The 22,742-nt window shown below is 40.3% G+C and carries 22 protein-coding genes, 1 pseudogene and 1 riboswitch; of the genes and pseudogenes, 18 read left to right on the top strand and 5 right to left on the bottom strand.

Annotation, left to right across the window (positions count from 1 at the left end):
* Nucleotides 1–18: 18 nt before the first annotated feature.
* Nucleotides 19–849, bottom strand: a complete 831-nt coding sequence (locus LPAF129_RS04970; protein WP_244055059.1) for a hypothetical protein — start codon at nucleotides 847–849, stop codon at nucleotides 19–21.
* A 338-nt stretch (nucleotides 850–1,187) separates the two neighbouring features.
* The gene (locus tag LPAF129_RS04965; protein ID WP_244055058.1) at nucleotides 1,188–2,204 is read right to left on the bottom strand and encodes a nuclease-related domain-containing protein; all 1,017 of its coding nucleotides are present in this window, start codon (nucleotides 2,202–2,204) and stop codon (nucleotides 1,188–1,190) included.
* A gap of 175 nt (nucleotides 2,205–2,379) precedes the next feature.
* Here LPAF129_RS04965 and LPAF129_RS04960 point away from each other — a divergent pair, with 175 nt between their 5' ends.
* From LPAF129_RS04960 to LPAF129_RS04910, 12 genes and pseudogenes are all read left to right on the top strand, one after another.
* The gene (locus LPAF129_RS04960; protein ID WP_244055057.1) at nucleotides 2,380–3,156 is read left to right on the top strand and encodes a tyrosine-protein phosphatase; all 777 of its coding nucleotides are present in this window, start codon (nucleotides 2,380–2,382) and stop codon (nucleotides 3,154–3,156) included.
* Between the two features lie 24 nt (nucleotides 3,157–3,180).
* Nucleotides 3,181–3,909 carry a L,D-transpeptidase gene (locus LPAF129_RS04955; RefSeq protein WP_244055056.1) on the top strand — a complete coding sequence of 243 codons (729 nt, stop codon included), beginning with the start codon at nucleotides 3,181–3,183 and terminating at the stop codon, nucleotides 3,907–3,909.
* Between the two features lie 44 nt (nucleotides 3,910–3,953).
* Nucleotides 3,954–4,364: a helix-turn-helix domain-containing protein gene (locus LPAF129_RS04950; RefSeq protein WP_244055055.1), complete on the top strand. Its 411-nt coding sequence runs from the start codon at nucleotides 3,954–3,956 to the stop codon at nucleotides 4,362–4,364.
* Nucleotides 4,365–4,605: 241 nt separating this feature from the next.
* Nucleotides 4,606–5,352: a TerC family protein gene (locus LPAF129_RS04945; RefSeq protein ID WP_244055054.1), complete on the top strand. Its 747-nt coding sequence runs from the start codon at nucleotides 4,606–4,608 to the stop codon at nucleotides 5,350–5,352.
* Nucleotides 5,353–5,637: 285 nt separating this feature from the next.
* The gene (locus LPAF129_RS04940) at nucleotides 5,638–6,462 is read left to right on the top strand and encodes a Cof-type HAD-IIB family hydrolase (protein ID WP_244055053.1); all 825 of its coding nucleotides are present in this window, start codon (nucleotides 5,638–5,640) and stop codon (nucleotides 6,460–6,462) included.
* An 8-nt stretch (nucleotides 6,463–6,470) separates the two neighbouring features.
* Nucleotides 6,471–6,794: a thioredoxin gene (gene trxA / locus LPAF129_RS04935; RefSeq protein WP_244055052.1), complete on the top strand. Its 324-nt coding sequence runs from the start codon at nucleotides 6,471–6,473 to the stop codon at nucleotides 6,792–6,794.
* A 369-nt stretch (nucleotides 6,795–7,163) separates the two neighbouring features.
* A complete protein-coding gene (locus LPAF129_RS04930; protein ID WP_244055051.1) occupies nucleotides 7,164–8,258 on the top strand; it encodes a PrsW family glutamic-type intramembrane protease in 1,095 nt (364 codons plus the stop codon).
* Between the two features lie 204 nt (nucleotides 8,259–8,462).
* The gene (locus LPAF129_RS04925) at nucleotides 8,463–9,524 is read left to right on the top strand and encodes an acyltransferase family protein (protein ID WP_244055050.1); all 1,062 of its coding nucleotides are present in this window, start codon (nucleotides 8,463–8,465) and stop codon (nucleotides 9,522–9,524) included.
* Between the two features lie 314 nt (nucleotides 9,525–9,838).
* On the top strand, nucleotides 9,839–10,177 hold the full coding sequence (locus LPAF129_RS04920; protein WP_244055049.1) for a hypothetical protein: 339 nt from the start codon (nucleotides 9,839–9,841) through the stop codon (nucleotides 10,175–10,177).
* A gap of 15 nt (nucleotides 10,178–10,192) precedes the next feature.
* Nucleotides 10,193–10,300 (top strand): annotated as a pseudogene (locus LPAF129_RS11275) (IS3 family transposase); the annotation flags it as partial.
* A complete protein-coding gene (locus tag LPAF129_RS04915) occupies nucleotides 10,292–10,504 on the top strand; it encodes an integrase core domain-containing protein (RefSeq protein WP_244055048.1) in 213 nt (70 codons plus the stop codon). The pseudogene LPAF129_RS11275 and the gene LPAF129_RS04915, both read left to right, overlap by 9 nt.
* Nucleotides 10,505–10,624: 120 nt before the next feature.
* Nucleotides 10,625–10,888: a hypothetical protein gene (locus LPAF129_RS04910; protein ID WP_244055047.1), complete on the top strand. Its 264-nt coding sequence runs from the start codon at nucleotides 10,625–10,627 to the stop codon at nucleotides 10,886–10,888.
* Between the two features lie 215 nt (nucleotides 10,889–11,103).
* Here LPAF129_RS04910 and LPAF129_RS04905 read toward each other — a convergent pair whose 3' ends face one another.
* Complete coding sequence (locus tag LPAF129_RS04905; protein ID WP_244055046.1) at nucleotides 11,104–13,155, bottom strand: glycosyltransferase family protein; 2,052 nt, start codon at nucleotides 13,153–13,155, stop codon at nucleotides 11,104–11,106.
* A 646-nt stretch (nucleotides 13,156–13,801) separates the two neighbouring features.
* Here LPAF129_RS04905 and LPAF129_RS04900 point away from each other — a divergent pair.
* The 3 genes from LPAF129_RS04900 to LPAF129_RS04890 all read left to right on the top strand — a co-directional run bounded on the left by LPAF129_RS04900 (nucleotide 13,802) and on the right by LPAF129_RS04890 (nucleotide 16,798).
* Complete coding sequence (locus tag LPAF129_RS04900; protein WP_244055045.1) at nucleotides 13,802–14,185, top strand: MORN repeat-containing protein; 384 nt, start codon at nucleotides 13,802–13,804, stop codon at nucleotides 14,183–14,185.
* Complete coding sequence (locus tag LPAF129_RS04895) at nucleotides 14,160–16,094, top strand: acyltransferase family protein (RefSeq protein ID WP_244055044.1); 1,935 nt, start codon at nucleotides 14,160–14,162, stop codon at nucleotides 16,092–16,094. The genes LPAF129_RS04900 and LPAF129_RS04895 overlap by 26 nt, the downstream gene beginning before the upstream one ends.
* A gap of 185 nt (nucleotides 16,095–16,279) precedes the next feature.
* Nucleotides 16,280–16,798: a DUF805 domain-containing protein gene (locus LPAF129_RS04890; protein ID WP_244055043.1), complete on the top strand. Its 519-nt coding sequence runs from the start codon at nucleotides 16,280–16,282 to the stop codon at nucleotides 16,796–16,798.
* Nucleotides 16,799–16,918: 120 nt separating this feature from the next.
* Here LPAF129_RS04890 and LPAF129_RS04885 read toward each other — a convergent pair whose 3' ends face one another.
* Nucleotides 16,919–17,908 carry an aldo/keto reductase gene (locus tag LPAF129_RS04885; RefSeq protein ID WP_244055042.1) on the bottom strand — a complete coding sequence of 330 codons (990 nt, stop codon included), beginning with the start codon at nucleotides 17,906–17,908 and terminating at the stop codon, nucleotides 16,919–16,921.
* A 207-nt stretch (nucleotides 17,909–18,115) separates the two neighbouring features.
* On the opposite strand from LPAF129_RS04885, the gene LPAF129_RS04880 reads away from it, so the two are divergent.
* Entirely contained in the window at nucleotides 18,116–18,373 is a 258-nt protein-coding gene (locus tag LPAF129_RS04880) for a hypothetical protein (protein WP_244055041.1), read from the top strand.
* 397 nt (nucleotides 18,374–18,770) lie between these two features.
* Here the strand turns inward: LPAF129_RS04880 and LPAF129_RS04875 are convergent, their stop codons facing one another.
* Nucleotides 18,771–19,619, bottom strand: a complete 849-nt coding sequence (locus LPAF129_RS04875) for a DegV family protein (RefSeq protein ID WP_244055040.1) — start codon at nucleotides 19,617–19,619, stop codon at nucleotides 18,771–18,773.
* 158 nt (nucleotides 19,620–19,777) lie between these two features.
* A riboswitch (PreQ1 riboswitch) is annotated at nucleotides 19,778–19,822 on the top strand.
* A gap of 8 nt (nucleotides 19,823–19,830) precedes the next feature.
* On the opposite strand from LPAF129_RS04875, the gene LPAF129_RS04870 reads away from it, so the two are divergent.
* Together LPAF129_RS04870 and LPAF129_RS04865 are read left to right on the top strand one after the other, a co-directional pair.
* The gene (locus LPAF129_RS04870) at nucleotides 19,831–20,322 is read left to right on the top strand and encodes a QueT transporter family protein (protein WP_244055039.1); all 492 of its coding nucleotides are present in this window, start codon (nucleotides 19,831–19,833) and stop codon (nucleotides 20,320–20,322) included.
* Between the two features lie 87 nt (nucleotides 20,323–20,409).
* A complete protein-coding gene (locus LPAF129_RS04865; RefSeq protein WP_244055038.1) occupies nucleotides 20,410–22,362 on the top strand; it encodes an elongation factor G in 1,953 nt (650 codons plus the stop codon).
* The last annotated feature ends 380 nt before the right edge of the window (nucleotides 22,363–22,742 follow it).

Raw genomic sequence — 22,742 nt, 5'->3', positions numbered from 1 at the left:
AGACTCCGTGATTGAAGTCTACTTTTTATTTGCAATTAAGTTATTTTGCCCCCATCGATGACGCTGGTGAATTTCTTGCCAGACTCCATAAGCTAGGCTGAGTGCAGCTAGTGAAAGTAAGGAACTGCAATTTAGTAGTGGCAATGGGCCGTTGAATGCTTGTTTGCACAGAACTGTCGGGAAAAAGACGCTGGCAGCCATGACTAAGCACAGTAGCGCTAATAAACGAAAGAAACGGTAAGGATGATAGCGTCGGTGCAGGGACCATAGTTGGCGTAAAATTTGTCGACGTGCTGGCGGTCGGACGTGCATTTGACTTGGAAGTCCGGCCGGCAGACTAGCGAGTTCTAGCTGATTTTCGCGCGCTAAAAAACGTAACTCGAGGCCAAGGTCGCGGGTTGCAGCTTGGTTAGTCCATAGTTTGACAAGGGAGCGACTGAGAGCCCACGTTCCTTGTGAAATCTGAGGCCAGAATTGGTGAGTTAGTTTCCCCAAAGCAATAGCAGGATAGGCGCAAGCTAGTTGATGACGTGTGACTAGAGTCAAGAGCGCTGGAATCAAAGCTATTTGTGCCGGCGCGACAGCTGGACTTAAAATAATGTAGCAGTCTGCGTCGATCTCGGTCAGCATTTGGCCCACGAGCTGATCTGGGGTGGTGGAAGTCGCCGTTATTTTGGTGATCGCACCAGCGGCTTTAGCGGCAGTTAGTGTTTGGTGGGCGTTATTGATTGTGTAAAAGTAAATTTCTGTCTGTTTAATGCCTGATGTGACCGACCAACAGTCGCGAACTAAGTGACCGATGGCGGGTTCTTCGTGCAAGCAAGGAATTAATAGAGCTAAATGAGCCATAGTAAACCTCCAGGAAAAATTGTGGTTGTTTGCTAGAAAACACACCACTTCAGCTAAGATATCGGCTGAAATGCTGGGAGTTTAATTCAAATGAATGAATTTAGTGGGGAACAGATGGTAGGGATGTGAAAGAAATGGGCATAGTCGAAGGGAGCATGCACAGAAACAAGGAAAAACGTGCTTAGTTGGAGGGAGTATGCACGGAAATAAGGGAAAACGTGCATAGTTGAAGGAAGTATGCACGGAAACAAGAGAAAACGTGCATAGTCGGATAAAGTATGCACAGAAGCAAGAACAAAACAATCATAGTCGAGAAAACTATGATTGTTTTGGAGAGGCTATTCATTTTTGTACTGTGTACGCTGTGTCCAATTAACTCGCTGTTGAATATGGTGGAAGTATTGGGATTGGTTAGCAAACAAGTATTGGAAAATGGCTCCTTTGTTTTGGTAACTGCGTTTTTTTCCAGGTGAAGTTCTGTGAGTAAAATGTTTTCTGAGCATTCTGAGAAGATAATTTTCTTTAGCTTGCTTACCAAAAAAGTGCATCAAATCATGCAGCTTCAGATCATGCTGAAAAAAGAGCACCCCGTAGTCGCAAATCGTACGTACATAGGCTTCTTCCTTGGCTTCAACGGTACCGCAGTTTTGACAAGTTAGAGAATAGAAGCTTTCTTGCCAATCAAAATGTTGACAGCGTGAGCAACAAATCCCCGGTCGGAGTTGCCGGTGAGACAATTCGCGAGAAAAGTCATGTTGCAAATGATATGGTGGAATTTGATAGGCTTGCAGCACTTTTTTCCAGCGCATGTCCGACTGCTGAGGGAGAGGGAGCTTTTGTTGCACCAAGTCTGCCACGTAGTCACGATAGGCACCAATTCGCTGGCAAGAATGTGCTAGTGGATCAACAATTTCTAGTTGAACCGCTGGATTAGTGAAGATGATGTTGGTTTGAACTGACAGGTCGAGATGGTTTTCTTGCAAAATGCAGCCGAGAATATCCTGAGCACGATCAATTTGACCAAAGATGTTGTGTGGAAGCTTTTTACCGTTATGCGACCAGCTGTGTTCACTAAAAAGATAGTGTCCTTGGTAGTTTTTGGCATCACTAAGATAAATGGTGTTACCCAAACAAAATAGCTGGTCTAATTGCGTGACTTGTTGGTGGTATTGAAGAGTCAGATCAGTCAAAATTAGTTGCGGGGGTAGTTGAGCTTGTTGGAGTGCTAAGTCTAATTGAAGTTCACCCTTAAATCCATTTTCCAGCGCAAAAAGTTTGGCTGATTCTGTTGCAGTCAGCTTTGTTCGTCTGGATAGGGTTTCTAAGTATTGTAGTTCGCAGGTTTTATAACGCATTTTATTGACTCCTTGTCTGTTAAGATTTACTCTCTCTACTTAATAGATACGAAATTTATGCGTAAAAATTTCTGAGAAGCAAATAATAATTGAAATAGTGTATACTAAGAGATGATAAGTTTTACAAATAAAGAAGGTTAGGCAGGCTATTCCTGCTGGAAAGTGAGGGTTGGTTTTGCAATTTGAAAAAATAGTTGATTTACATTGTCATATTTTGCCAGGAATTGATGATGGTTCAAAAAGCTTGGAAAGTTCCTTGCAACTGGCCAACGAAGCGGTGCGTGATGGTGTCACACATATCTTAGCGACACCACACCATTTAGATAATGATTACGTTAATCATGCGCAAGATGTGATTCGGGATGCTGCGGCATTTCAGGCTGAATTAGATAGTCGTAAAATTCCGTTGACAGTTTTTCCTAGTCAAGAAGTCCATATTAATGGGGACTTGGTAGAACACTATGATGATTTGTTAGGAATTGATGAAGATAAAAAATATATGCTGCTAGAATTTCCTCATGGCGAGGTACCACAGTATGCCGACCGGTTGATTTTTGATTTGAAAAAACAAGGTACAACCCCAGTGATCGTCCATCCAGAACGAAATAAAGGAATTCAAAATGATTTAGGTTTGTTGTATGGCTTTATCCAAAATGGTGCGTTGGCGCAAGTAACGGCAACGAGTTATATGGGTGGTTTTGGGGACCATGTTAAAGAAATTTCCCACCAATTAGTCGAACATAACTTGGTGCAAATCGTGGCCTCGGATGCGCATGCGTTACCAGGACGAAAATTTGTTTTGAGTGAAGCACTAGAACAAATTGCCGCAGATTTTGGAGAAGGAAAAGCACGCGAGTTTGAAGAGAATGCTGAAAATTTGATCAACGGTGAGTACGTCGCTGCACATGACTATTCGCCAATCAAGAAGAAAAAGAAGTTCTTCTTCTTTTAAAAAAATAAGAAGGTAAGTATATTAATGAAAAAACAAAAATGGCTTTATTGGGTAGTAGCAGTTTTATTAGTATGTGCTGCTGGCTATAGCTTTATCCATGTTCGATCGGCCGAAAAAACAAACTCGGTGAAGGTCGCTAAAGAAATGTCCTCAGCTTCTGTCCGAGATGCTAAAATTTCGAGTTTAAAAAAGGATCAACGAGCCAGACAACGCAAGCCTATTGATTGGAATCGTTCTTCCTTAACAGGTGCATATCCAGATTTAACTAAATATCTTCACCATCTAAAGGGAAAAAAACAGCTCTGGATAGAAGTTTCACTAAAAAAACAACGTGTCTATATTATGCAGGGACAATACCGTCTATATACTATGTACGCATCTGTCGGAAAAAATTATGAAAATACACAGGAATTTCAGCGTACGCCAATAGGCACATTTAAAATTCAAAAGCAACATGGAACTAATTATTTTGATGCCACTAAAAATATGGGTGCAAAATATTGGACATCCTTCCATGGACATGGCGCCTATAGATTTGAATCAGTACCTTTTAATCAAGACGGACATGTAATTAATAAGCAAGCTAAGCGTTTAGGCAAAAAAGTGACCAAGAAAAATAATATTAAGAATTATGGGTCGATTAGGTTAGCGGTTGCAGATGCACGTTGGCTGCAGGAAAATATTCCAGCAAAAACACGTGTAGTGATTCATAATAGAAAATCAGAAAAGAATGATTTGGAGTTTTTGTACTAAAAAAGAGGTTACTTTCGGAATTTAAAAAGGGGTAGGTGAACAAAATGTTTCCAATTAGGTTAAGAGCTTTAAGGCAGGGACGCGGCTTATCCTTGTCAGGCTTGGCAAAAGAATTAAATCAGGTTGCTAGTCACGCGGATGAACGACCAAATACCGGCCACCAAATTGGCAGCTGGGAGCGGGGCGTGAATACGCCATCGTATCTGGAAGTTTTAAAGTTAGCTGATTTCTTTAACGTTTCCTTGGACTTTTTGATTGGCCGCGACTACGACGACTTTGAAATTGAAGATTTGTTCGCATCGAATTCGCGGGTCAGGTTTAACGGTAAAACCTTGAACACCGCTGATCGTAATGCGGTGTATGGCATGATCAAGGGCTATTTACGCGCAAAATATCCACCGGAAGATGACGAACAAAAATTATCATCGGATCAGGTCACATTACCACTCGAATAATTGCAAAAGTATGGTAAAATTTAGCTTAATAAACACAGAGCGGAGTGAAACGGGAGAAAGCGAGCATTATCGTGACCCGGCCTTTAATGCGTTTTAGGCATTGAAGGTCGGGGTGTGATAAACGGAACTTTCTGTTTCGCGGAGCTCGACTAATAAACATAGGGTGAAACAAAGCGTTTAGCTCCCAAGCACCATGGAGCTCAGGCTTTAATTGTACCCGACAAAAGAGAGGAAACCTTGCTTGTCACTTATTGAAAATTTATATGGACCATTTTTTGATTTGCATAACTGGGAAACAGTGATCACTTCCGGCAAAGATTGGATGATCATCTTGTCTTTGATTTTGATCGAATGCTTGTTGTCAGTTGATAATGCCATCGTTTTAGCGGCACAGACGCAAAAATTACCGACCAAAAAAGAACAGGAGAAATCCTTGTTCTATGGAATTTGGGGAGCTTACCTTTTCCGTTTTCTATTAATTGGTGTCGGAAGTTACCTGATTCATTTTTGGGAAATCAAAGTCATTGGTGCGGCTTACCTGATGTACCTAGCAGTTAAACATTTTTGGGTTAGAGCTCATCCACATCAAATTAAGCAGGCGACTAAGAAGAAAAAGAAACCCCGAATTTCGTTGTTTTGGTCAGTTGTATTGTCGATTGAAGCGATGGACATCGTCTTCTCAATCGATTCAATTCTGGCTTCGCTGGCAATTTCACCTAACCCAGTCATTGTTTTGATTGGTGGGTTGATTGGAATCTTAGCAATGCGTGGGGTGGCGGAAGTCATTATGCGTTTACTAGAAATCGTGCCAGAACTAGAAGTCGTTGCTTACGGTTTGATTGCTTTGATTGCAATCAAACTCTTCTTAACCATTCCAGCAATTGATATTGAAATTCCCGCTGCTTTATTTGGTGCGGTAGTTATTTTAGCAATTGCCGGTGCCATCATTGCCAACCGGTTGAAAAGTAATCGTTCCGCTAAAAAATAGACCGATAAAAATAACCCCAGTCACGCCAGCAGATTAGCTGGAGGCTGGGGTTATTTGTTTGAATGTTTTAACAAAACTCATATTTTTTCGAATTATGTCCTAATCATCTCCGGTAATTAATTCTTAGACCGCGCGGCGCACGTTTTCTCAAGTTTCATTTTACTTTGTTTTTGACAACTTGAATTGTCTGGGAAAGTACGATAGATTTATTATTGAAGATTGGTGAAAGAGAGCCAGTCAGAAGTAGTTGGTTGTGCTAATTTAGCAAAGAAAGTTGGAAATTCAATGTATAAGTTAATTACTAGTGATATGGATGAAACTTTATTGAGTGACAAAAAAGTGATCACACCGGCCACAGTGGCTGCCATTAAGCGGGCCAGTGCCACAGGAGTTTACTTTGTCCCAAATACGGGCCGGAGCTTCAACAGTATTCAGGATAACTTGATTCAACTTGGGTTGAGCCAAAAGCCTGACCAGTATGTGATTTCATACAACGGGGCCGCAATTATTGAAAATCAGCAAAATCGGGTTTTGCAGGTTAACGCTTTACCATACGAAATTGTGGAACAGTTGTTTAAGATTGGGATGCGCGAACACCTCTGTGTCCATGTTTATACTGTCGATGAATTGTACATTTGGAATATGAATGACAAGGAAACTGACTATTTAAATGGGCGCGTCACTGGATGGAAACTGATGCATGAAGATAGTTTGAAGTTCCTCCAACAGACCCCCATCACCAAAATTATTTTTAACATTGAGGCAGAAGCGCAACGTTTGTCGATGCAAGATTACGTTGAAAAAAACGTGGATTTTGCCTTAAACATCAGTTTTTCTTCGGATCGGTATATTGAGTTTAATGACCCGAGTGCCGACAAAGGACAGGCTGTTTTGGCGCTGGCTGCTAAGTTGGGGATCAAGCCGAGCGAAGTGATCGCAGTCGGTGATAACAGTAATGACTTACCAATGATCAAGGCAGCTGGTTTAGGAGTAAGTGTCGCTAACGGACGTGATTTTGTTCAAGCAGAGGCTAATTACGTGACGCAAGCGGACAATAATCATGATCCACTGGCAGAAATTATCAACAAGTTTATTTTCGAAGAAGAGTAGGATAGAAAATGTTAACAGAAATTACAAGTGAAAATCTGACTCAAGCGACGGCTAAAGGTTTAACTTTGGTCGACTTTTGGGCGGACTGGTGCGGACCGTGCCACATGTTAGAACCGGTTTTAGAAGAATTAGCGGAAGATTTTGATGGTCAGGTGAATTTTGCGGCGATTGATGTCGAAGAAAATCAGGGGCTTGCTGAACAGTTTCAAGTCATGAGTCTCCCAACGTTAATTTTGTTCAAAGACGGGGAAGCTAAAGAAAAAATTACTGGCTATAAGCCTAAACAAGCGCTACAACAGTATTTAACGAAAAAAGTGACTGAAAATAATTAGTCAGTCGATTATGTGAAACAAGCAGATTGCAGAATTAGTTACTGTAGTCTGCTTGTTTTTTAGTCGAACTACTCAAAGCAGTTCCGTCCGCCTATCCAAGCCCACCTTTAAGGCAGGCTTCGAAATGCTCGGGAGCTAACCGTTTTAATCCACTCTGTGGGTTTGTAGTCGAGCTGCTCAACCCAGGACTTTCCGCCCATCCAAACCCAGCGACCAATGCCTAACCCGCATTAGTCACTCGGTTCTGATGGTGCTCGAGTTCTCCCGGTTTGCTCCGCTCTGTGTTTGTTACTAAGCAGAAAGTTTGGCTGACTTCAAGTCGGAGCTTATAATAATGATTAACTTATGATTAAGCAGGAGGACGTGGCGATGGCAGAAAATGAAACTAAGTGGGTCAGCTGTCCAAGGTGCGGGACAAAAAATCAAGCAGCCAATAAGTTTTGCGTAGAATGTGGAGCAGCCTTGCACCATCAGCAACAGGCGGACCGCAGTTCGAGGACCGAAAAGATTTTAAATAATGCAACTAAGGAAATTAATTCTTGGACTGGTGAAGATACTAGTGTCGAAATTAATCTCAAAGCATTTTTTAAACAGGTTTTTAAAAAACATACCGCAGATGAAACTGACCGGATCTTTATCGCAGGAACTAAAGAGACGACCCCGACATTAAGCGAGGTAGCTGACAAAGAAGTTCAACCCTGGTTGTTTTCCCGGGTCTTCTTATCCTTGTCAGGTTTGTTGCTGATTTTATTGGCTGTGCTCTTGGTTTTTCGTAATTCTAACGCCTATCCTGGCCTATTATTTATGGGGGCGTTGGCTGTGCCATTTTCCCTCTTGATCTTCTTTTTTGAAATCAATGTCTTTAAAAATATCAGTATTTACCAAGTCATCAAGATTTTCTTTGTTGGTGGGGCATTTTCGCTGTTAATGACGGTTTTCATTTACTCTCTGACCGGTAGTGGTAATTTTTCCCTGCTGGGTTCGATTTTGATTGGCTTAGTGGAAGAGACTGGGAAGCTGATTATTGTCGCTTACTTTGTTCATCGCAAGAAAATCACGCATATTTTTAACGGAATGTTGATTGGTGCGGCGATTGGTGCTGGTTTCGCCGTCTTTGAAAACGCTGGTTACGCGCAAAATTATGGGATTGGAGTGTTGTTAGTCCGGTCCTTTGGCTCGTTGGGTAGTCACACGATTTGGACCGCCATTTTAGGGGCAGCTTTAGTTTTGGTCAAAAGGAACAGTCCTTTGCGCAAAGAACACTTTACGGACCGCCACTTTATCAATTTTTATGTTCTAGCAGTCTTGTTGCATGCTTTTTGGGATATGCAGACGCCGTTTGCGGATTTGAAGTTGATTGCATTGATCATTATTGGTTGGGTCGCCATTTTTGTCTTGATCCATGCAGGCTTACGAGAGGTCAAAGAACTAAAAAAATTAAAGGCTAATTTAAAAATTGAATAATTTAGTTTTTTGAGTATACAGTTTATACCCATTTATTGGTGTGTAAGGTTTTATAAACGATTTTGTATTTTAAAACAGTCTAATGGTGTATTATATTAATTATGGGTAAGTAAGAAGCGAAGAGACAAAATGTTTTAGCCAAATAAAGTTATTACATGGATAAATATTATTGGAGGGATTTTTTGAAAAAAATAGTGAGAAGTCATGAATAAAAGAATTGAATGGATAGATATGGCACGTGGAATAGCGATAATCATGATTGTGATTACCCATTCTTTAAGTTTATATTCACGATCGTTTTTTTCGGCGTTATTGTTTGCAGTAAATGTGCCAATTTTTTTCATTTTGTCGGGATATCTATTTAAAGAAAAAAGTTTTTCACAAATTGTTAGAAGTGGTTTTAGAAATTTATTATTACCATATTTTTCAACAGTGTTTTTGATAGGAATAATTGAATTTTTTGGGCATAACATTTTTCCAAATTGGATACACCCAATTAACTTTCTTCAATACATAGCGAGTGGTTTATATGGGTTAGGTACTAGTTCGTTTATTCCTGGCTTAAAGTTAACAATAACAGCTGTTGGCGCTATTTGGTTCTTACCAGCAATGTTTTTAGGAAATTTATTGTTTAATTTTGTTGTTAAAGTAAGTCATAAATTTTCTTACAGTAATTATTGGATATTTTTGTTAAGTGTAGTATTGGCTGTATGTGGCTTTTTACTTGGTCAAAGAATTCAATTACCCTGGTCTTTTGATGCAGTCTTAATCAGCCAGATTTTTTATTGTTCTGGTTATATTTTACGTGCGTATAACTGGGTAGAAAAAGGGAATTATTTTTTCGATGTAGTTAGTTTGTTATTGTGGTTGTTATCTGCAAAATCGGGATTCTTTTATATGAATATTAGCCACGCTGATTCTCCTTTTCTAGCAGTTATAGGAGCGTTTGGTGGTACTTATTTTATAGTTAGATTATGTCGTTGGGGATTAAAAGCTAAGTATCAGTGGCCAGTGTTGCAAAAATATGGGAAAGATTCTTTAGTGATGTTATGTTTTCATCTAATTGATTTAAATGCCCTTTTAGTTGGTTCAAAAATTTTTGGCAGGATACTGGCCATGACTAACAGGGTAGAATTTGCCGTCTTTGCAATTATCATTTACCGCCTAATTATTATCTGGCTCGCATCAATTATAGTTCCATTTATTCCATTTTTGCGGTCCTTTTTTTTTCCAAGAAAATATCCATTTTCCAAGCCCCAAAAATAATTGTTTATTAAATAAAACCTATTTAATGTAAATTGTATGCAAAGGGCAATTATAAAATGTAGGAAGATGGTAATTGAAACACCTAAATCTTTTAGTGTTGATAAGATGATTATCAGCACTATTTTTCTACAAAAAAACTATCAAGCTTAGAGGTATCCAAGCCTCTCGTCGAAGTTCTTGAATACCTTTAGGCTTACTTCAAAGTCTTAAAGTGAGAAGAAACTACTTGGGAAGCTCGCAATTGTCAACTCAAGGAACGAACACAATACTGGTTTAATTTCCACCATCAAGGCATCGGTGCTGGAAATCTTTTAGTGAGTCTTGAACACGATGAGTTGATTACTTTCCGAGTGACGTACAAAATGGTCCGACGCGTGATGCGTGAACTTGGCTTGAGATGTCAAATTAGGGTGGAGAAACATAGTCGCCAAGAAGCAAGTGAGCAATATATTCAAGATAATGTCTTGAACCAGGACTTCGAGACAGACGCACCTAATAAGGTTTGGTTGTCAGATTCAACCGAATTGAGATTTGGTCCCAATGGTGAACATAAGATTCGTCTCAGTGGTGTGCTCGATCTTTATGGACGTCGTCTTTTGTCACACCATCTCAGTATTACCGAAACCTCAGCTGTGGAAATAAAGGTGTTTTAACGTGCATTTGATAGGGTTGGTGCTGTTCATCCACTGATTCACACAGATCGTGGGTCAGCTTATACATCTGGCGCTTTCAACAGCTTTCTTGGGCGTTACGATGTAACTCGCAGTATGTCCCGTCCAGGTACACCATATGATAATGCGCCAATGGAACGTTGGTGGAATGAGTTAAAATTGCGCTGGATGGATAGTCATCCGATGCCTAAAACCTTTGAAGAGCTCGTGAAGCTGGTTGAAGCAGGGATTGAGTACTTCAATCACCACAATCGTTCAGCACAAAGAAACGGCCTTACTCCAGATGAATACTGGAATGAAGCCGCTTAGAGATAGATTCAACTTTATATTATTTCATTTGTCAACTTGACAGGGCGTAGTGCAGTCTTTATGTGCGTCTTCGCATCACACCATTTCATTATTACTGAAACCGCATCTGTGGAAATAGAAGTGTTCCAACGCGTATTTGGTAGCGTTGGTGATGTTCACTTGTGGATCAACTTATACATCTGGCGCTTTCAACAACTTTCTGGGACGTTACGATGTGATATACAGCATGGGTCTCGTCCAGGTACACCATATGATAATGCGCCAATGGAATATTGGTGGAATGAGTTCAAATCACACTGGATGGAGTATCAAACAATGCCTACAACCTTTGAAGAGACCGTGAAGCTGTTGAAGAAGGTTAATCACTACAATCGCTTAGCATAAAGAAACAGCCTCACTCCGGGTGAATACTGGAATGAAGCCGCTTGGAAACAGATTTAATTTTATATTATTTCATTTGTCAGCTTGACAAGTCTTAGTGCTATAAAGTTGGGCTTAACTATTGACTTTCCGTAGAAAAAGGACGACAGACAATTCATCTTTCAACATTTAACGACCTTAAGCAGATAATTTATCATTATAGTTTCGGAAATCCAAAATTAATCTCTACCCTTTAATTTTGTAATTTTTAACAATCTGAGATAGCTAAAGATTGTTATTAACAAGCATATTGTAAAAAGTTGAATGTATCTTTTTACTGGCAATAAAGGTGATAAGCTTGAATTGCTAAAAGTTATATCAAAAAAATAATTTTTGGATTTTTTAATTGGCTGTTGTAGTAAATCCATTTTTGGAGACTTTCCAGTTTGTATTTGTATGACTTCAGAGGACTTATTTTTTATTTTAAGAATATAATCTCCTGCGGATTCTTTCCAAAAATTTTCCCCTTCAATTAAATTTTTATTGTTACTATCATTTTTAAGTGTTGTCTTTAGTGATCTTGGATTAGTGCTTGGCATAACTAGTGTTATTTTATTAAACGTAGAAGGAACATGAAGATGTTCACTCAACGTTTGTTGGGGATTTATTGTTAAAGTTTCATTTCTATAGAAATGTTGTCCTAAAACTGGTACATCTGATACAACCTTGTTCTTTACTTTAGAAATATCTAATGTGAAACCACAACATAAAATCCCTATTAAAACTATAAAACTAACATTTATATTCCGAGAGTCTTTGAAAAACTTCGAGTCTTGGATAAAGGTAAAAAGATCTTTAATCCCTAAACTACTGAGGAGTAGAAAAGGTAGAACAACTATGTAAGCATAACGCTCCATAGTTTCCCACATAAGTAAATGAAATAAAAAAATACCAATAATAAAAAGTAACATCAGGTTGTCTATAGTGATGTCGTTTTTATGTTGTCTAATTTTTTTTATGCAATAAATAAAAAATCCTAACCAAAGTATTAAGTAAATAGCTTGAGAAATGGACAGAAGAAGAATGTTTTGCTGTCCAAAAATATATTTATACAGTTTAGATGATGAGCTATATATGTTATATTTTCTACTTTCAATCCCCATGGAACCCATAGACCATTGAATATTTTCTTTGCGAGCCCATAGGCTAGCCAATCCCAAAAGACCTGCACTTTGAATTTCACGATGTATTTTTTTACTATTGTATGAAGCACGGGAGGATAAGGTTTTGTATTTAGCAGTTTCTGCCCACAAATTAATATTATTTTTTGAATTTGTACCATCAGTTCTGGAGTCTAGTCCCATAGCCATCCAGTATACATAAGGAAAATTAGAACTACTATTAATTTCAAAATTATAATTTTCCTTAGTTTGTTGATAAAAATAATTACAGCAACTAAATACAACTAGTGTTAGTAAAAGAACACAAAAAGTCTTTTTTAAAGAATGGTTTTTAAATGTTGTATATATAGCAAAAGCAATTAGGATAATAATTGCATTTGTTTTACAGAAAGTAGCTAGACACATTGTAATTATGGAACATATTAACAAGACAGCAGTGCTACCTTTATTTTTTGAGCGTTCTGCTTTAGTAACTAGAAAAATAGATATAAAGGTAAGCGACATAGCAAGTGGATCTGTATATAGTATTAATGCTGGTAAAAAGAGTGGAGCAAAAGAACAACATAAAAGAATATACAATATTTTGCTTTGTTTATTTTTCAGTATAAAATACCCACAGACTGCTGCAATATCAATAATCAAAAAAGAAAAAAGGTTTAACGCAGTTGTTGTGCTTTTAAATTTTAAAATAGAACATAATTTAATTATCCAAGAAAAAATAATTGTTGATCCAACGTTATTGGGGGCAAAAGAAAAATAAGAAGGCCATTGGTGAGATCCTTGTGACAAAGCTTCAGCTTGTGTTCTTATATCAAAGTCATCAACACCTTGAGCACCTCCAAAAGTAAAGGCCAAATATAATTGAATAAAAACCTGAAAAATTATTAGTACGGCGCAAATAATGCGTTGAATTTTTTGATTAAAAGAAAATAGTGAATACAAGAAAACTAAGATAATACCCGCTATAGCAAATATGTAAACATTATTAAGTAACAGGTTAGATTTATTGTGTATAAGTCCCGGGTAAAAAATTGCATTTAGTAGAGTGAAAATACTAAATAAGAAGCCTAAAAACCAAGAAGATTTCCAAAATAGATTTTTTATTTTCAAATTGTTCCCTCCAAAAAGTTGTAGCTAGCTATAAATTCTATTGTTGATACTCGAGGGATTATTACTCATTAATACCCCTGCTTTAACTGAAAAAATGTATTTAAATGCTCCCTTTTGATTGCTTATTACTATTCTTTTTTGGTTCATTAACTGAATTAGTAATTAGTATAAGTATTGTTTTAGTCTTCTCTATGTTGTTTGACTTATTCGATACGTTTTTGATTTGGTTAGTGTACATTATTAATTGTTGCTGTTGCCTTGCTAAAAGCTATTCCTAGTTTATTCGAAAATTGAATTTCAATTTTCGAATAAATAATTATGTCATTCGTATAACAGATAAGCCAACTACTTTTTAAAATATGGTGTGGTATTTTTATTTAAAGCTTTAAAAGCAAGATTAACTTTTTTGTTGATAACGTCTGTCTGCATCAAATTGCTATCATTAAATAGGGCAAATTCATTATATAATTAGTCAATCTATTTTACAAACATGATTACTAAAGATGATGAGTTAGCGCAGAGTATTTACGGGTAAAGTAAAAAGAAAAACTGCGCGTCGTTTTGTTAGGCAAAATATTATTAGTTTGGTACCATGATAGTGTAATCAATTAAAACGATTCCGGGACCAAAGAGAGGAAAAATTAAGATGCAAAAACAACCAATTCGAGTAGCAGGGGAAATCTTGACCGTGATTTTAATTGTGGTTTTTGCAGTGATCGCTTTAAAGCCGGCACAGCGCTCCACAGGCCACTATACCCTGGATCACGGGCGAATCATTTATGATGGTCAAGTCTTTAAAAATAAATTTGACGGGCAAGGAAAGCTCAGCTTAAAAAATGGGGACGTCTACCAGGGGCAGTTTAAAGACGGACGTTTTAATGGCAAAGGCACCTTGAAGTCCCATGAAGGCTGGCAGTTTAGCGGTCATTTTGTGAAGGGCGATGTTAGTGGTCACGGCAAGTTAACCACGCAAAAAAACAAGGTTTATCAAGGAGAGTTTATAGATGGAAATTTCAAACAAACCAAGTAAAACTAAAATCAAATGGTTTAGCCTAGTCCGTATCACGGGCTTATTTTTAGTGTTAGGCTATCATTTTTTCCAGAATACATATCCGGGCGGTTTTGTTGGGGTCGACGTCTTCTTCGTGTTTTCCGGCTTTTTGATCACGTCACTAATGATCGATGAATTTCACAACAGCGGTCGCTTTAAACTGGGAAGCTTTTATCAGCGCCGGTTTTACCGGATCGTACCGCCATTAGTTTTGTCAGTATTGTTGGTCGTGCCGTTGACTTATTTGGTGGGACCGGATTTTATCACTGGTCTGGGCAAACAAGTCGCAGCGGCTTTCGGTTTTGTGACTAACTATTTTGAAATTGCTACGGGTGGAAGTTACGAAAATAACTTTATCCCGCATTTATTCTTGCATACTTGGTCGTTAGCGGTTGAAATGCACTTTTATATTGTGTGGGGCCTGATCGTCTACCTCTTTTCCAAATTAGTGCACTTATTTTTCGGACATTCACGCTCACAAAATGGTTTTTTCCGTGGTGGAATCGTGCTGATGTCGACTGTTCTTGCAGTTGCTAGCATTATGGCGATGAAAACTGGTGGCGCGGGTCTCAAAGACTTCTCTCCGGTTTATTTTTCTAGTGTGACGCATAGTTTTCCTTTCTTCTTGGGAGCGATTTTAGGAAGTTTGACGGGAATTTCGACTTTGACTGTTTCCTTTACGCGCTGGCTGAGAAAATGGGGTTCGGTGCCATTGGGGATGTTGTTAATGGTAGTTGGTTTGGCCGGAATCTTGATTATCACCTTTACCCTAGATTTTAGTGCGGCGTTTACTTACCCTTATGGCATGGTAATTGCGGTTTTATTGGGAGCAATGATGATTCTAGGGGCACGAATCTTACATGAAGAAACGCCGGGAGTGAAGGAACCATGGATCTTCGGCTTTATTGCGGACTGTTCGTACAGTGTTTATCTGTATCACTGGCCGTTGTACGTGATTTTTTCTCACAAAATGTCCAATGGTTGGGCCGCTGTTTTGACAACCGTCTTGAGTTTTATTTTTGCAGCACTTTCGTATTATTTGGTGGAACCATTAGTAGCGGGGAGAAAAGGGCACTTCTTTGGCCAACGAGTGGGTGGTCGTGCTTTGACCATACCATTGACGGTGATTATTGCAGGTTTGTTTGTCGTGACAGGCTTCACCGCGCACAAGGCACCAGTGATGTCAGCCTTGGAACGGCACCTGTGGATTGGTGGAATTTACCAGGATTTCGATGGGGTGGCGGAAGCTAAGGACACAGTCTTAGCCCAGGTTGCACCACCTAAGAAAAAGGCACTGGTTAAACAAAAGACTGATACTAATGACTACCGGGCGTTTAACAAACAAAGTACCGCTAGCAAGTATCAGATTCCAGCGGGTGTTTCAATTATAGGGGACAGTGTGACGTTGGGAACTCGGCGGTATCTGGAGCCGCATGTGGCGGATTCGCAGGTTGATGCGGAAGGTAACCGAAAGTTAAATGAAGCATATACCACTATGATGAACCAGCAGAAAAATAAGACTTTACGTGAGTTTGTAGTGATTGCTGTGGGAACAAACTCTTTGAACGATTATCAGGAACAACTGGAAAAAATCATTAAAGATTTGAAGCCGGGGCACAAGTTGGTGATTATGACACCTTATGATCGGTCGGCAACGGCATCGTGGAACTCGACCAAATTGGGTGTGTTAGAACGGAAGCTGCCTGCCAAATATGAGTGGATCACAATTGCTGATTGGGGCAAAAACGCTGCAGCGCATCCAGAGGTCTTTGATGGCACCGATGGCGTGCACTTTGCGGGTCGGGCCAGTGGTGATAAGTTATACGCTGAAACAGTCAACGATGGATTGATTGTGGCAGCTAAGAAGCCAGGAAAGCCAGCTAAGTAAAACAGAGCGGAGCAAAGTAAAGTAATTAGTTTCTGAGCACTATCGGAGCCTAGTCTTTTAGATTTTTTCTTTTGACTTTTGATTTTGATCGTAGGGTAGAGGAGCAAGGTTATTTGGTGGCTAAAAGGGAAGAAAAAACAGTTTGATATTGTCGCTAAATTCATTTTCAATAAAGGAGTATGACGATGACTAACGAAAAAAAATCACCGCTCGTTGCTACTTTTTATAAAAATTCGTTTAACTTTCTGGGAAAAACTAATCGAGATGAGTTCAGACGCACCTCTCTCTATGTCTTGTTCATGCTCATTGCTATTCTCTTTCTATCTTTCGTGACGTTAATCTCACTGTTAATCGCCTCGAAAGAGACTAGAGGTGGAAATAGTGAGTCAATTATACTAATTTTTGTGGGAATTTTTTTGATCTTTTTTCTTCCACTAATAAGTCTGGTCACCCGAAGATTTAGAGACATTGGGCTTCACGGACGAGGTTTTTTCGTCTTATTGATTACCATATTTTTGGCTCAAATATTGCTTTCTGAAATGTATGACCCAGACTTTTTGTTTTATCCAAGTTATTACTTGATTGCTTTACTTGCCTTGTGGGGAATGTCATTTTCACTTCCTTCAGATAGCTTGCTTTCTAACAGTCCGAATGTCTTCTTGCGGTTTATGTTTAGAAGCAAATCAGAAAAAGAACATCATTGATTTAAGGAATGATCTAGATCTGCTCATCAAGGAGACAATAAGCTACCATAGTTGTGCCAAAATAAACAGCCCTGTGACTAAATTTGAAAGTCACAGGGCTGTTTATTTTGGTAAAATCATTTATTTAGTGATAGCGTCGATGGCATCAAGTTCTTCTTGGTCGAATTTGATGTTTTTAGCTGCTTGCAGGTTGTCTTGTAGATGATCAAGACTAGTAGTACCAATAATCACAGAGGAAACTACTGGATCACGCAGCAACCAAGCTAAGGCCATTTGAGAGAGAGATTGACCACGTTTCTTAGCGATTTCATTTAACTGGTTCAAGTCTTCAGTCACTTTTTCGGCACCAGCTTGCATGACGTACTTGCTGGTTGGATGAATGGCGAAGTCTTGCGGCACACCGTCTAAGTAACGGTCACTTAACAATCCTTCAGCTAGAGGACCATAAGCCACGATCCCGCGGTTTTGACGTTTCATTTCGTCAACTAAACCAATTCGTTCTGGACGACGGTTTAACATGTTGTAAGAAATCTGGTTGACTGTGTATGGAGTTCCCAAGTCGTCAAACATTTTGGCGGCAGTTTTTGCTTGTTCGGTATCAAAATTAGAGATTCCGATGTACATTGCTTTACCAGAACGGACAACATCGTCTAAAGCTTGGACTGATTCCCAGAGGTCCGTGTTTGGATCAAACCGGTGAGCATAATAAACATCAACGTAGTCTGTTTGCAGGCGTTCCAATGTCCGGTCGATCGATTGTAAAATCGTTTTGCGAGATAAGAAATGACCATATGGTCCAGGAATGGTACGGTAGCCAACTTTGGAAGTAATGATCAGTTCATCGCGGTAAGGTTTTAATTCTTGCGACAAAACTTGGCCTAAAAGTGCTTCCGCTGTCCCAATTTCAGGTGAACCATAGTGGTCGGCACAATCGAAACTAAAGACACCAGTATCGAAAGCTTTTAACAAGACCTTTTTGCGATCATATAAAGGATCTGCACTACTAAAACTATGCCATAAACCTAAGGAAATCAATGGTAAGCGTAACCCAGTGGCACCCACTCGGCGGTGTGGTAATTTGTTATATCTATCGTCATCTGCTACGTACATAAAATAATACCCCTCTCTGATGGTTTGAGCCTGTGCCAGTTAACTGACAGTGACTCGGTATATGATTCCTGATAAGTCTAGTATACCGTTTATTACCTAAAAACTGAACTTAAGAGACTTGAGGAAAATGATAAGTCGTTTCATTGTACAAATCTCACAAAATTATGTAAACTAAATAGTGAAAATAAAAAATAAGGAGTTGGTTGAATGAATGATGGACCGTTAAAGTTTCCGATTAAAATTACTAAACCAAGAGATTTGGATGAACCGTTTCTGGTTTATTTTCCAGACTTGGATGAATCAATTGAGGCCGAGAGTTTTTCTGATTCGTTTACAGTAGCTAAAGAATTTTTGCAAGAGCAGCTTTTAGCAGGCGATTTACCAGAACCAAGTCAGGTCTTACCTTTTGCCAGAGAAGGACAATTTACTAGTTTTGTGACTATTACACCAGAACTGGTTAATTAAAAATAACTAAATTTGTAGGATAAAATAATGATAAATGAGATCATTAACTGTCAGCAGTCGGTTGTGCTTCAGGCAGTTTGGCAAGTTAAAATTGAACAGGACTTAGAGTAGACTAGTTAGCAAAGATTTATTTGTGGACTAGCCTATTTTTTAGGTTCAAAGAGGGGGAGTTAGAACGTACAATGAAAATGAACTAATTTTGGTTGTGTTTCGTGCTGAGCTGAATATAATCGAATTTTTTTCTGAGCAAAATAGTTTTGTTACCTATCATAAAGATAAAGATAGCGACCAAAGGGCAATTTCCAGTTGCTATTTGGTCGCTATCTTTTTTTAATGATTTTTTCCTAATCTCGTGCAGAAAATTAGGCTTTTATAGCACTAGTAACAGTCTTCTGTGTTATTCACTCCACGACAACAACAGTGTCTGTGGCCCCATAAATGCAAAAATAGTGGGAGAACTAAGCTGACTGTTGAGCTGAGCGCTAGGCAAGACTGCTTGCAGCTCAGCTGTATAATCGGCTAGTGCTTCTGGGTCTTCGGTAACAAGGCTCAAGTGTTGTGGACGGGCATAAGCTGTTAAGTCACTTAGACGCTGTTGAACATTTTGCAAGATCTTCTTAGTTCGTGAACTAGTTAAGAGCACCTCCAAGTCGCCGTTTTTGGTAAAATGCAACAGACTTTTCCGGTGTAACAGCGTATTTTCAAGGTGCCGGGAAGTCCGGGCGATGGAGCCGGTTTTGCGCAAATTCTTTAAATCGTCCATGATCAAAAGAGTATGTTGGCGGTGACGCAGTTTCTTTAAGTGGGCGACAATGTCGGCTGGTTCTTGGCCTTGATCAATTAGTTGCGCTGCAGCAACTACTAAGTTACCTTCTGCAGCCCCGAGGCTATAGCTATCTAGTAGATGTAAGTTGAGCGGAACACTCGCTTTTTTGACAGCTTGACGCAGATTTGCTCCTAAACCGCTCAGTGCTTCAGCTAAGTGGATACAAATAACGTCCGTGTAGCCCTCAGCTTGGAGGTCAGTCAATAAGGCAGTAATTTTTGGCAAGGAAATTGGCGCCTCTGTTAAAGAGTCGGCAGCTTGTTCTTGCAAATTAGCGAGTTGTGCCACACTAGCGTCTTGGTCTGGGTAGTACGTTTGGTCCGCCAAAGTGAACGGAATTTGTAAAATTTTCAGATTGGTCGCAGTACTGAGCCTTGTTGGTAAGAGCGCAGCACTGTCAGTTAAAATTGTAGTTTTCATTGATAATATCCATTTCATTCAGTATTTCACGAGTTTAAAGGAACCTGACTCGAGAGATTTAGCTAAAAAGCTCGAATGGTTAAATTATACCATGCTTTGGACCTTGATAAAAAATTCGCTTTTTTCTATACTGGAGAGTGCAGTTATCAAAACTGATAGATTCGGTGGTTCGTAACCATCCCACCTAAAAAAACTAGGAGGTTTTTTAATAATGACACACGCTAATCATCGGGTTGCCGAACTGACGAAGACGGCCCTAGTCGCTGCACTATACGTGGTGTTGACTGTGGCTTTTATCCCCTTAAGTTATGGCCCGATTCAATTTCGCTTTTCGGAAATGCTCAATAATATGGCAATTTTTAACAAACGTTACATCTGGGGCGTGACCATTGGTTGTTTGATTGCTAATTTATGGTCATCAATGGGCCCAATCGACATGATTTTTGGGACTGCTCAAACTTTAGTGATGACTTGGTTGAGCTGGCTGATCAGTCAACGTTTAAAGTCGCTGCCTGCCAAATTAGGAGTCGTGATCGTGGTTTGTACCCTAATGTCATGGGCTGTAGCCTTAGAGCTCAACTTAGTCGGTGATGCACCATTTTGGCTAACCTATCTAACAGTTGGTATCGGTGAATTTACGACCGTGACATTAGGTGCCGTGGTAACCTGGTTGTTAAACAAAAAAATTGACTTAAGTTTATAAAACCAATTTCGTACCAGAAACTGAAGCGTGATTTTCTGCCCAAACAGAGGATCGCGCTTTTTTCAGAATTAAAGGAGGAAACGTGGAATGAAGGAAATTGTGACAGGCATTGTCGCCCATGTGGATGTTGGCAAAACAACCTTGTCTGAGGCCTTGTTATACCAAACAGGCAGTGTGCGTCACCTGGGAAGGGTTGACAAGCAAGATACGTTTCTTGATCCGGAAGAATTAGAGAAACAGCGGGGAATTACCATTTTCTCTCACCAGGCGCAGCTGCAAACGGATGAGTTGAAGATGACTTTGTTGGATACTCCAGGACACGTCGATTTTGCCGCGCAAACGGAACAAGTCTTAAGCGTTTTAGATTATGCGATTTTGGTGATTTCCGCCAGTTCAGGCATTCAGGGTTATACCTTGACGCTCTGGCGCTTACTGGCGCGTTACCACGTTCCGGTCTTTATTTTTATCAATAAAATGGATACAACCGAACTCACCCAGGCAGACGTCTTGGCTCAATTACAGCAGACGCTGGGAGAAGGCTGTGTTGATTTTACGGGCACAGCTGCCGGGCAGTTAACCGCTGATTTTTATGAAGCAGTCGCACTCAATGATGAAGCTGCTTTGGATGACTACATGGCAAATGACCAGCTGTCAGTTGGGCAAATTCAACAGTTGATTGCGAACCGCCAAGTCTTTCCGTGCTACTTTGGGTCAGCGTTGAAAATGGCAGGAACTGCGGAGTTGCTGGCCGGAATTACAACCTGGAGTCAAGAACGGACGAGCCAGACGACTGAGTTTGGCGCCCAAGTTTTTAAAATTTCACATACCGAAAAAAATGAGCGTCTAACTTGGTTGCGGGTTACAAGCGGTAGTTTGCAGCCGAAGGAATTGCTGGTTGACGAGCAAAAGGTCAATCAATTGCGCGTCTATAATGGCATCAAATTTACGACAGTGCCCGAAGTTTTGAGTGGGCAAGTTTGTGCGATCCCGAATTTGACAGGCACATTTCCGGGGCAAGGCTTAGGAGAACAAGCAGATGCAGCTCGCCCCCAACTGACGCCCGTGCTAAACTATGCCGTCGATTTGCAGGGACAAGACTTACAAACGTGTTTAGGTGCACTGCGCGAATTGGAAGATGAAGATCCTCAGCTTCACGTCACTTGGTCAGAACGGCTGCAAGAAATTCAGGTTCAGCTGATGGGACAAATTCAATTAGAGGTCTTGACCAAAATTATGGCGGACCGGTTTGGACTGACGATTTCCTTGACGCAAGGACGGATTTTGTACCAAGAAACTATTACGGCACCAGTCGAAGGGGTCGGGCACTTTGAACCGTTGCGTCATTATGCCGAAGTTCATTTATTGTTAGAACCAGCACCACGGGGCAGTGGCTTGAGTTTCACTAGTGATTGTTCCTTAGAAGTTTTGAGCAGTAACTGGCAGCACCAAGTTTTGGCTAATTTGGCAGCTAAACCACAACTAGGCGTTTTGTTGGGGATGCCGCTGACGGATGTCAAGGTGACGTTGATCAGTGGGAAGGCTAGCAACGTGCACACGGTTGGCGGTGACTTTCGGCAGGCAACGTGGCGGGCATTACGCCAGGGCTTGATGGAGTTACGACAACAAGATCAGTGTCAAGTGCTAGAGCCCTGGTATGAGTTTAATTTGCAGGTGCAAGCAGATCAAGTCGGTCGGGCGTTGACTGATATCGAACGCATGCATGGTACTTTTACCGCGCCTGAAATGGGGCAGGATGTTCAGGAACTAGTCACGATCACGGGCCAGGCACCGGTGGCAAAAATGCGCGATTATACGGAAGAAGTACGAGCTTATACGCATGGCAAAGGACAATTGGAATGCATCTTCGCCGGATACCGACCGTGTCAGGATCAAGCAGCAGTGGTCGAGGCTGGAGCGTATGATCCGGTAGGTGATTTAGAAAATACGCCGGATTCGGTCTTTTGTGCGCATGGTGCCGGTTATCCGGTGGCGTGGGATGAGGTCCCGGCGATGGCGCATGTCGAATACAGAGCGGAGTAAAACGGGAGAAAGCGAGCGCCATCGGAACCTAGAGACTAATGCGTTTTAGGCATTGGTTCCTGGGTTTGGATGGCCGGAACTTTCTGTTTCACGGAGCTCGACTAAAAAAAACAGAGTGGAGTGAGGCGCTTAAGAGACGAGCATTATCGGACTAAACCAGAAAATCACGTTTCTCAGTGATGTGCTGGTTTAGTTGGATAAGCGGAATCTCTTACCTCACGGAGCTCGACTAAGAATACAGAGCGGATCAAAGTAGTGGGGGTTGCTTTGAGGAATTCGACTAAAAAGAGCAGAGAGAAATGAACAAAGGAAACTTTCATGCAGTTTAGGTGAAGTTTCCTTTTTTTATTATATGGAAAGAAGGGGCCAAACGGAATTAG

The organism is Ligilactobacillus pabuli (genome assembly GCF_022836475.1).
Lineage (GTDB): Bacteria > Bacillota > Bacilli > Lactobacillales > Lactobacillaceae > Ligilactobacillus > Ligilactobacillus pabuli.
Note: the sequence above shows the minus strand (reverse complement) of the source record. Positions and strands in the feature narration are given on the sequence as shown.

Bases quoted from the DNA above. Each gene is read 5' to 3' on its own strand.
- LPAF129_RS04970 (WP_244055059.1), bottom strand. From the start codon at position 849: ATGGCTCATTTAGCTCTATTAATTCCTTGCTTGCACGAAGAACCCGCC.
- LPAF129_RS04965 (WP_244055058.1), bottom strand. From the start codon at position 2,204: ATGCGTTATAAAACCTGCGAACTACAATACTTAGAAACCCTATCCAGA.
- LPAF129_RS04955 (WP_244055056.1), top strand. From the start codon at position 3,181: ATGAAAAAACAAAAATGGCTTTATTGGGTAGTAGCAGTTTTATTAGTA.
- LPAF129_RS04950 (WP_244055055.1), top strand. From the start codon at position 3,954: ATGTTTCCAATTAGGTTAAGAGCTTTAAGGCAGGGACGCGGCTTATCC.
- LPAF129_RS04940 (WP_244055053.1), top strand. From the start codon at position 5,638: ATGTATAAGTTAATTACTAGTGATATGGATGAAACTTTATTGAGTGAC.
- trxA (WP_244055052.1), top strand. From the start codon at position 6,471: ATGTTAACAGAAATTACAAGTGAAAATCTGACTCAAGCGACGGCTAAA.
- LPAF129_RS04930 (WP_244055051.1), top strand. From the start codon at position 7,164: ATGGCAGAAAATGAAACTAAGTGGGTCAGCTGTCCAAGGTGCGGGACA.
- LPAF129_RS04925 (WP_244055050.1), top strand. From the start codon at position 8,463: ATGAATAAAAGAATTGAATGGATAGATATGGCACGTGGAATAGCGATA.
- LPAF129_RS04915 (WP_244055048.1), top strand. From the start codon at position 10,292: ATGTCCCGTCCAGGTACACCATATGATAATGCGCCAATGGAACGTTGG.
- LPAF129_RS04900 (WP_244055045.1), top strand. From the start codon at position 13,802: ATGCAAAAACAACCAATTCGAGTAGCAGGGGAAATCTTGACCGTGATT.
- LPAF129_RS04895 (WP_244055044.1), top strand. From the start codon at position 14,160: ATGGAAATTTCAAACAAACCAAGTAAAACTAAAATCAAATGGTTTAGC.
- LPAF129_RS04890 (WP_244055043.1), top strand. From the start codon at position 16,280: ATGACTAACGAAAAAAAATCACCGCTCGTTGCTACTTTTTATAAAAAT.
- LPAF129_RS04885 (WP_244055042.1), bottom strand. From the start codon at position 17,908: ATGTACGTAGCAGATGACGATAGATATAACAAATTACCACACCGCCGA.
- LPAF129_RS04880 (WP_244055041.1), top strand. From the start codon at position 18,116: ATGAATGATGGACCGTTAAAGTTTCCGATTAAAATTACTAAACCAAGA.
- LPAF129_RS04875 (WP_244055040.1), bottom strand. From the start codon at position 19,619: ATGAAAACTACAATTTTAACTGACAGTGCTGCGCTCTTACCAACAAGG.
- LPAF129_RS04870 (WP_244055039.1), top strand. From the start codon at position 19,831: ATGACACACGCTAATCATCGGGTTGCCGAACTGACGAAGACGGCCCTA.
- LPAF129_RS04865 (WP_244055038.1), top strand. From the start codon at position 20,410: ATGAAGGAAATTGTGACAGGCATTGTCGCCCATGTGGATGTTGGCAAA.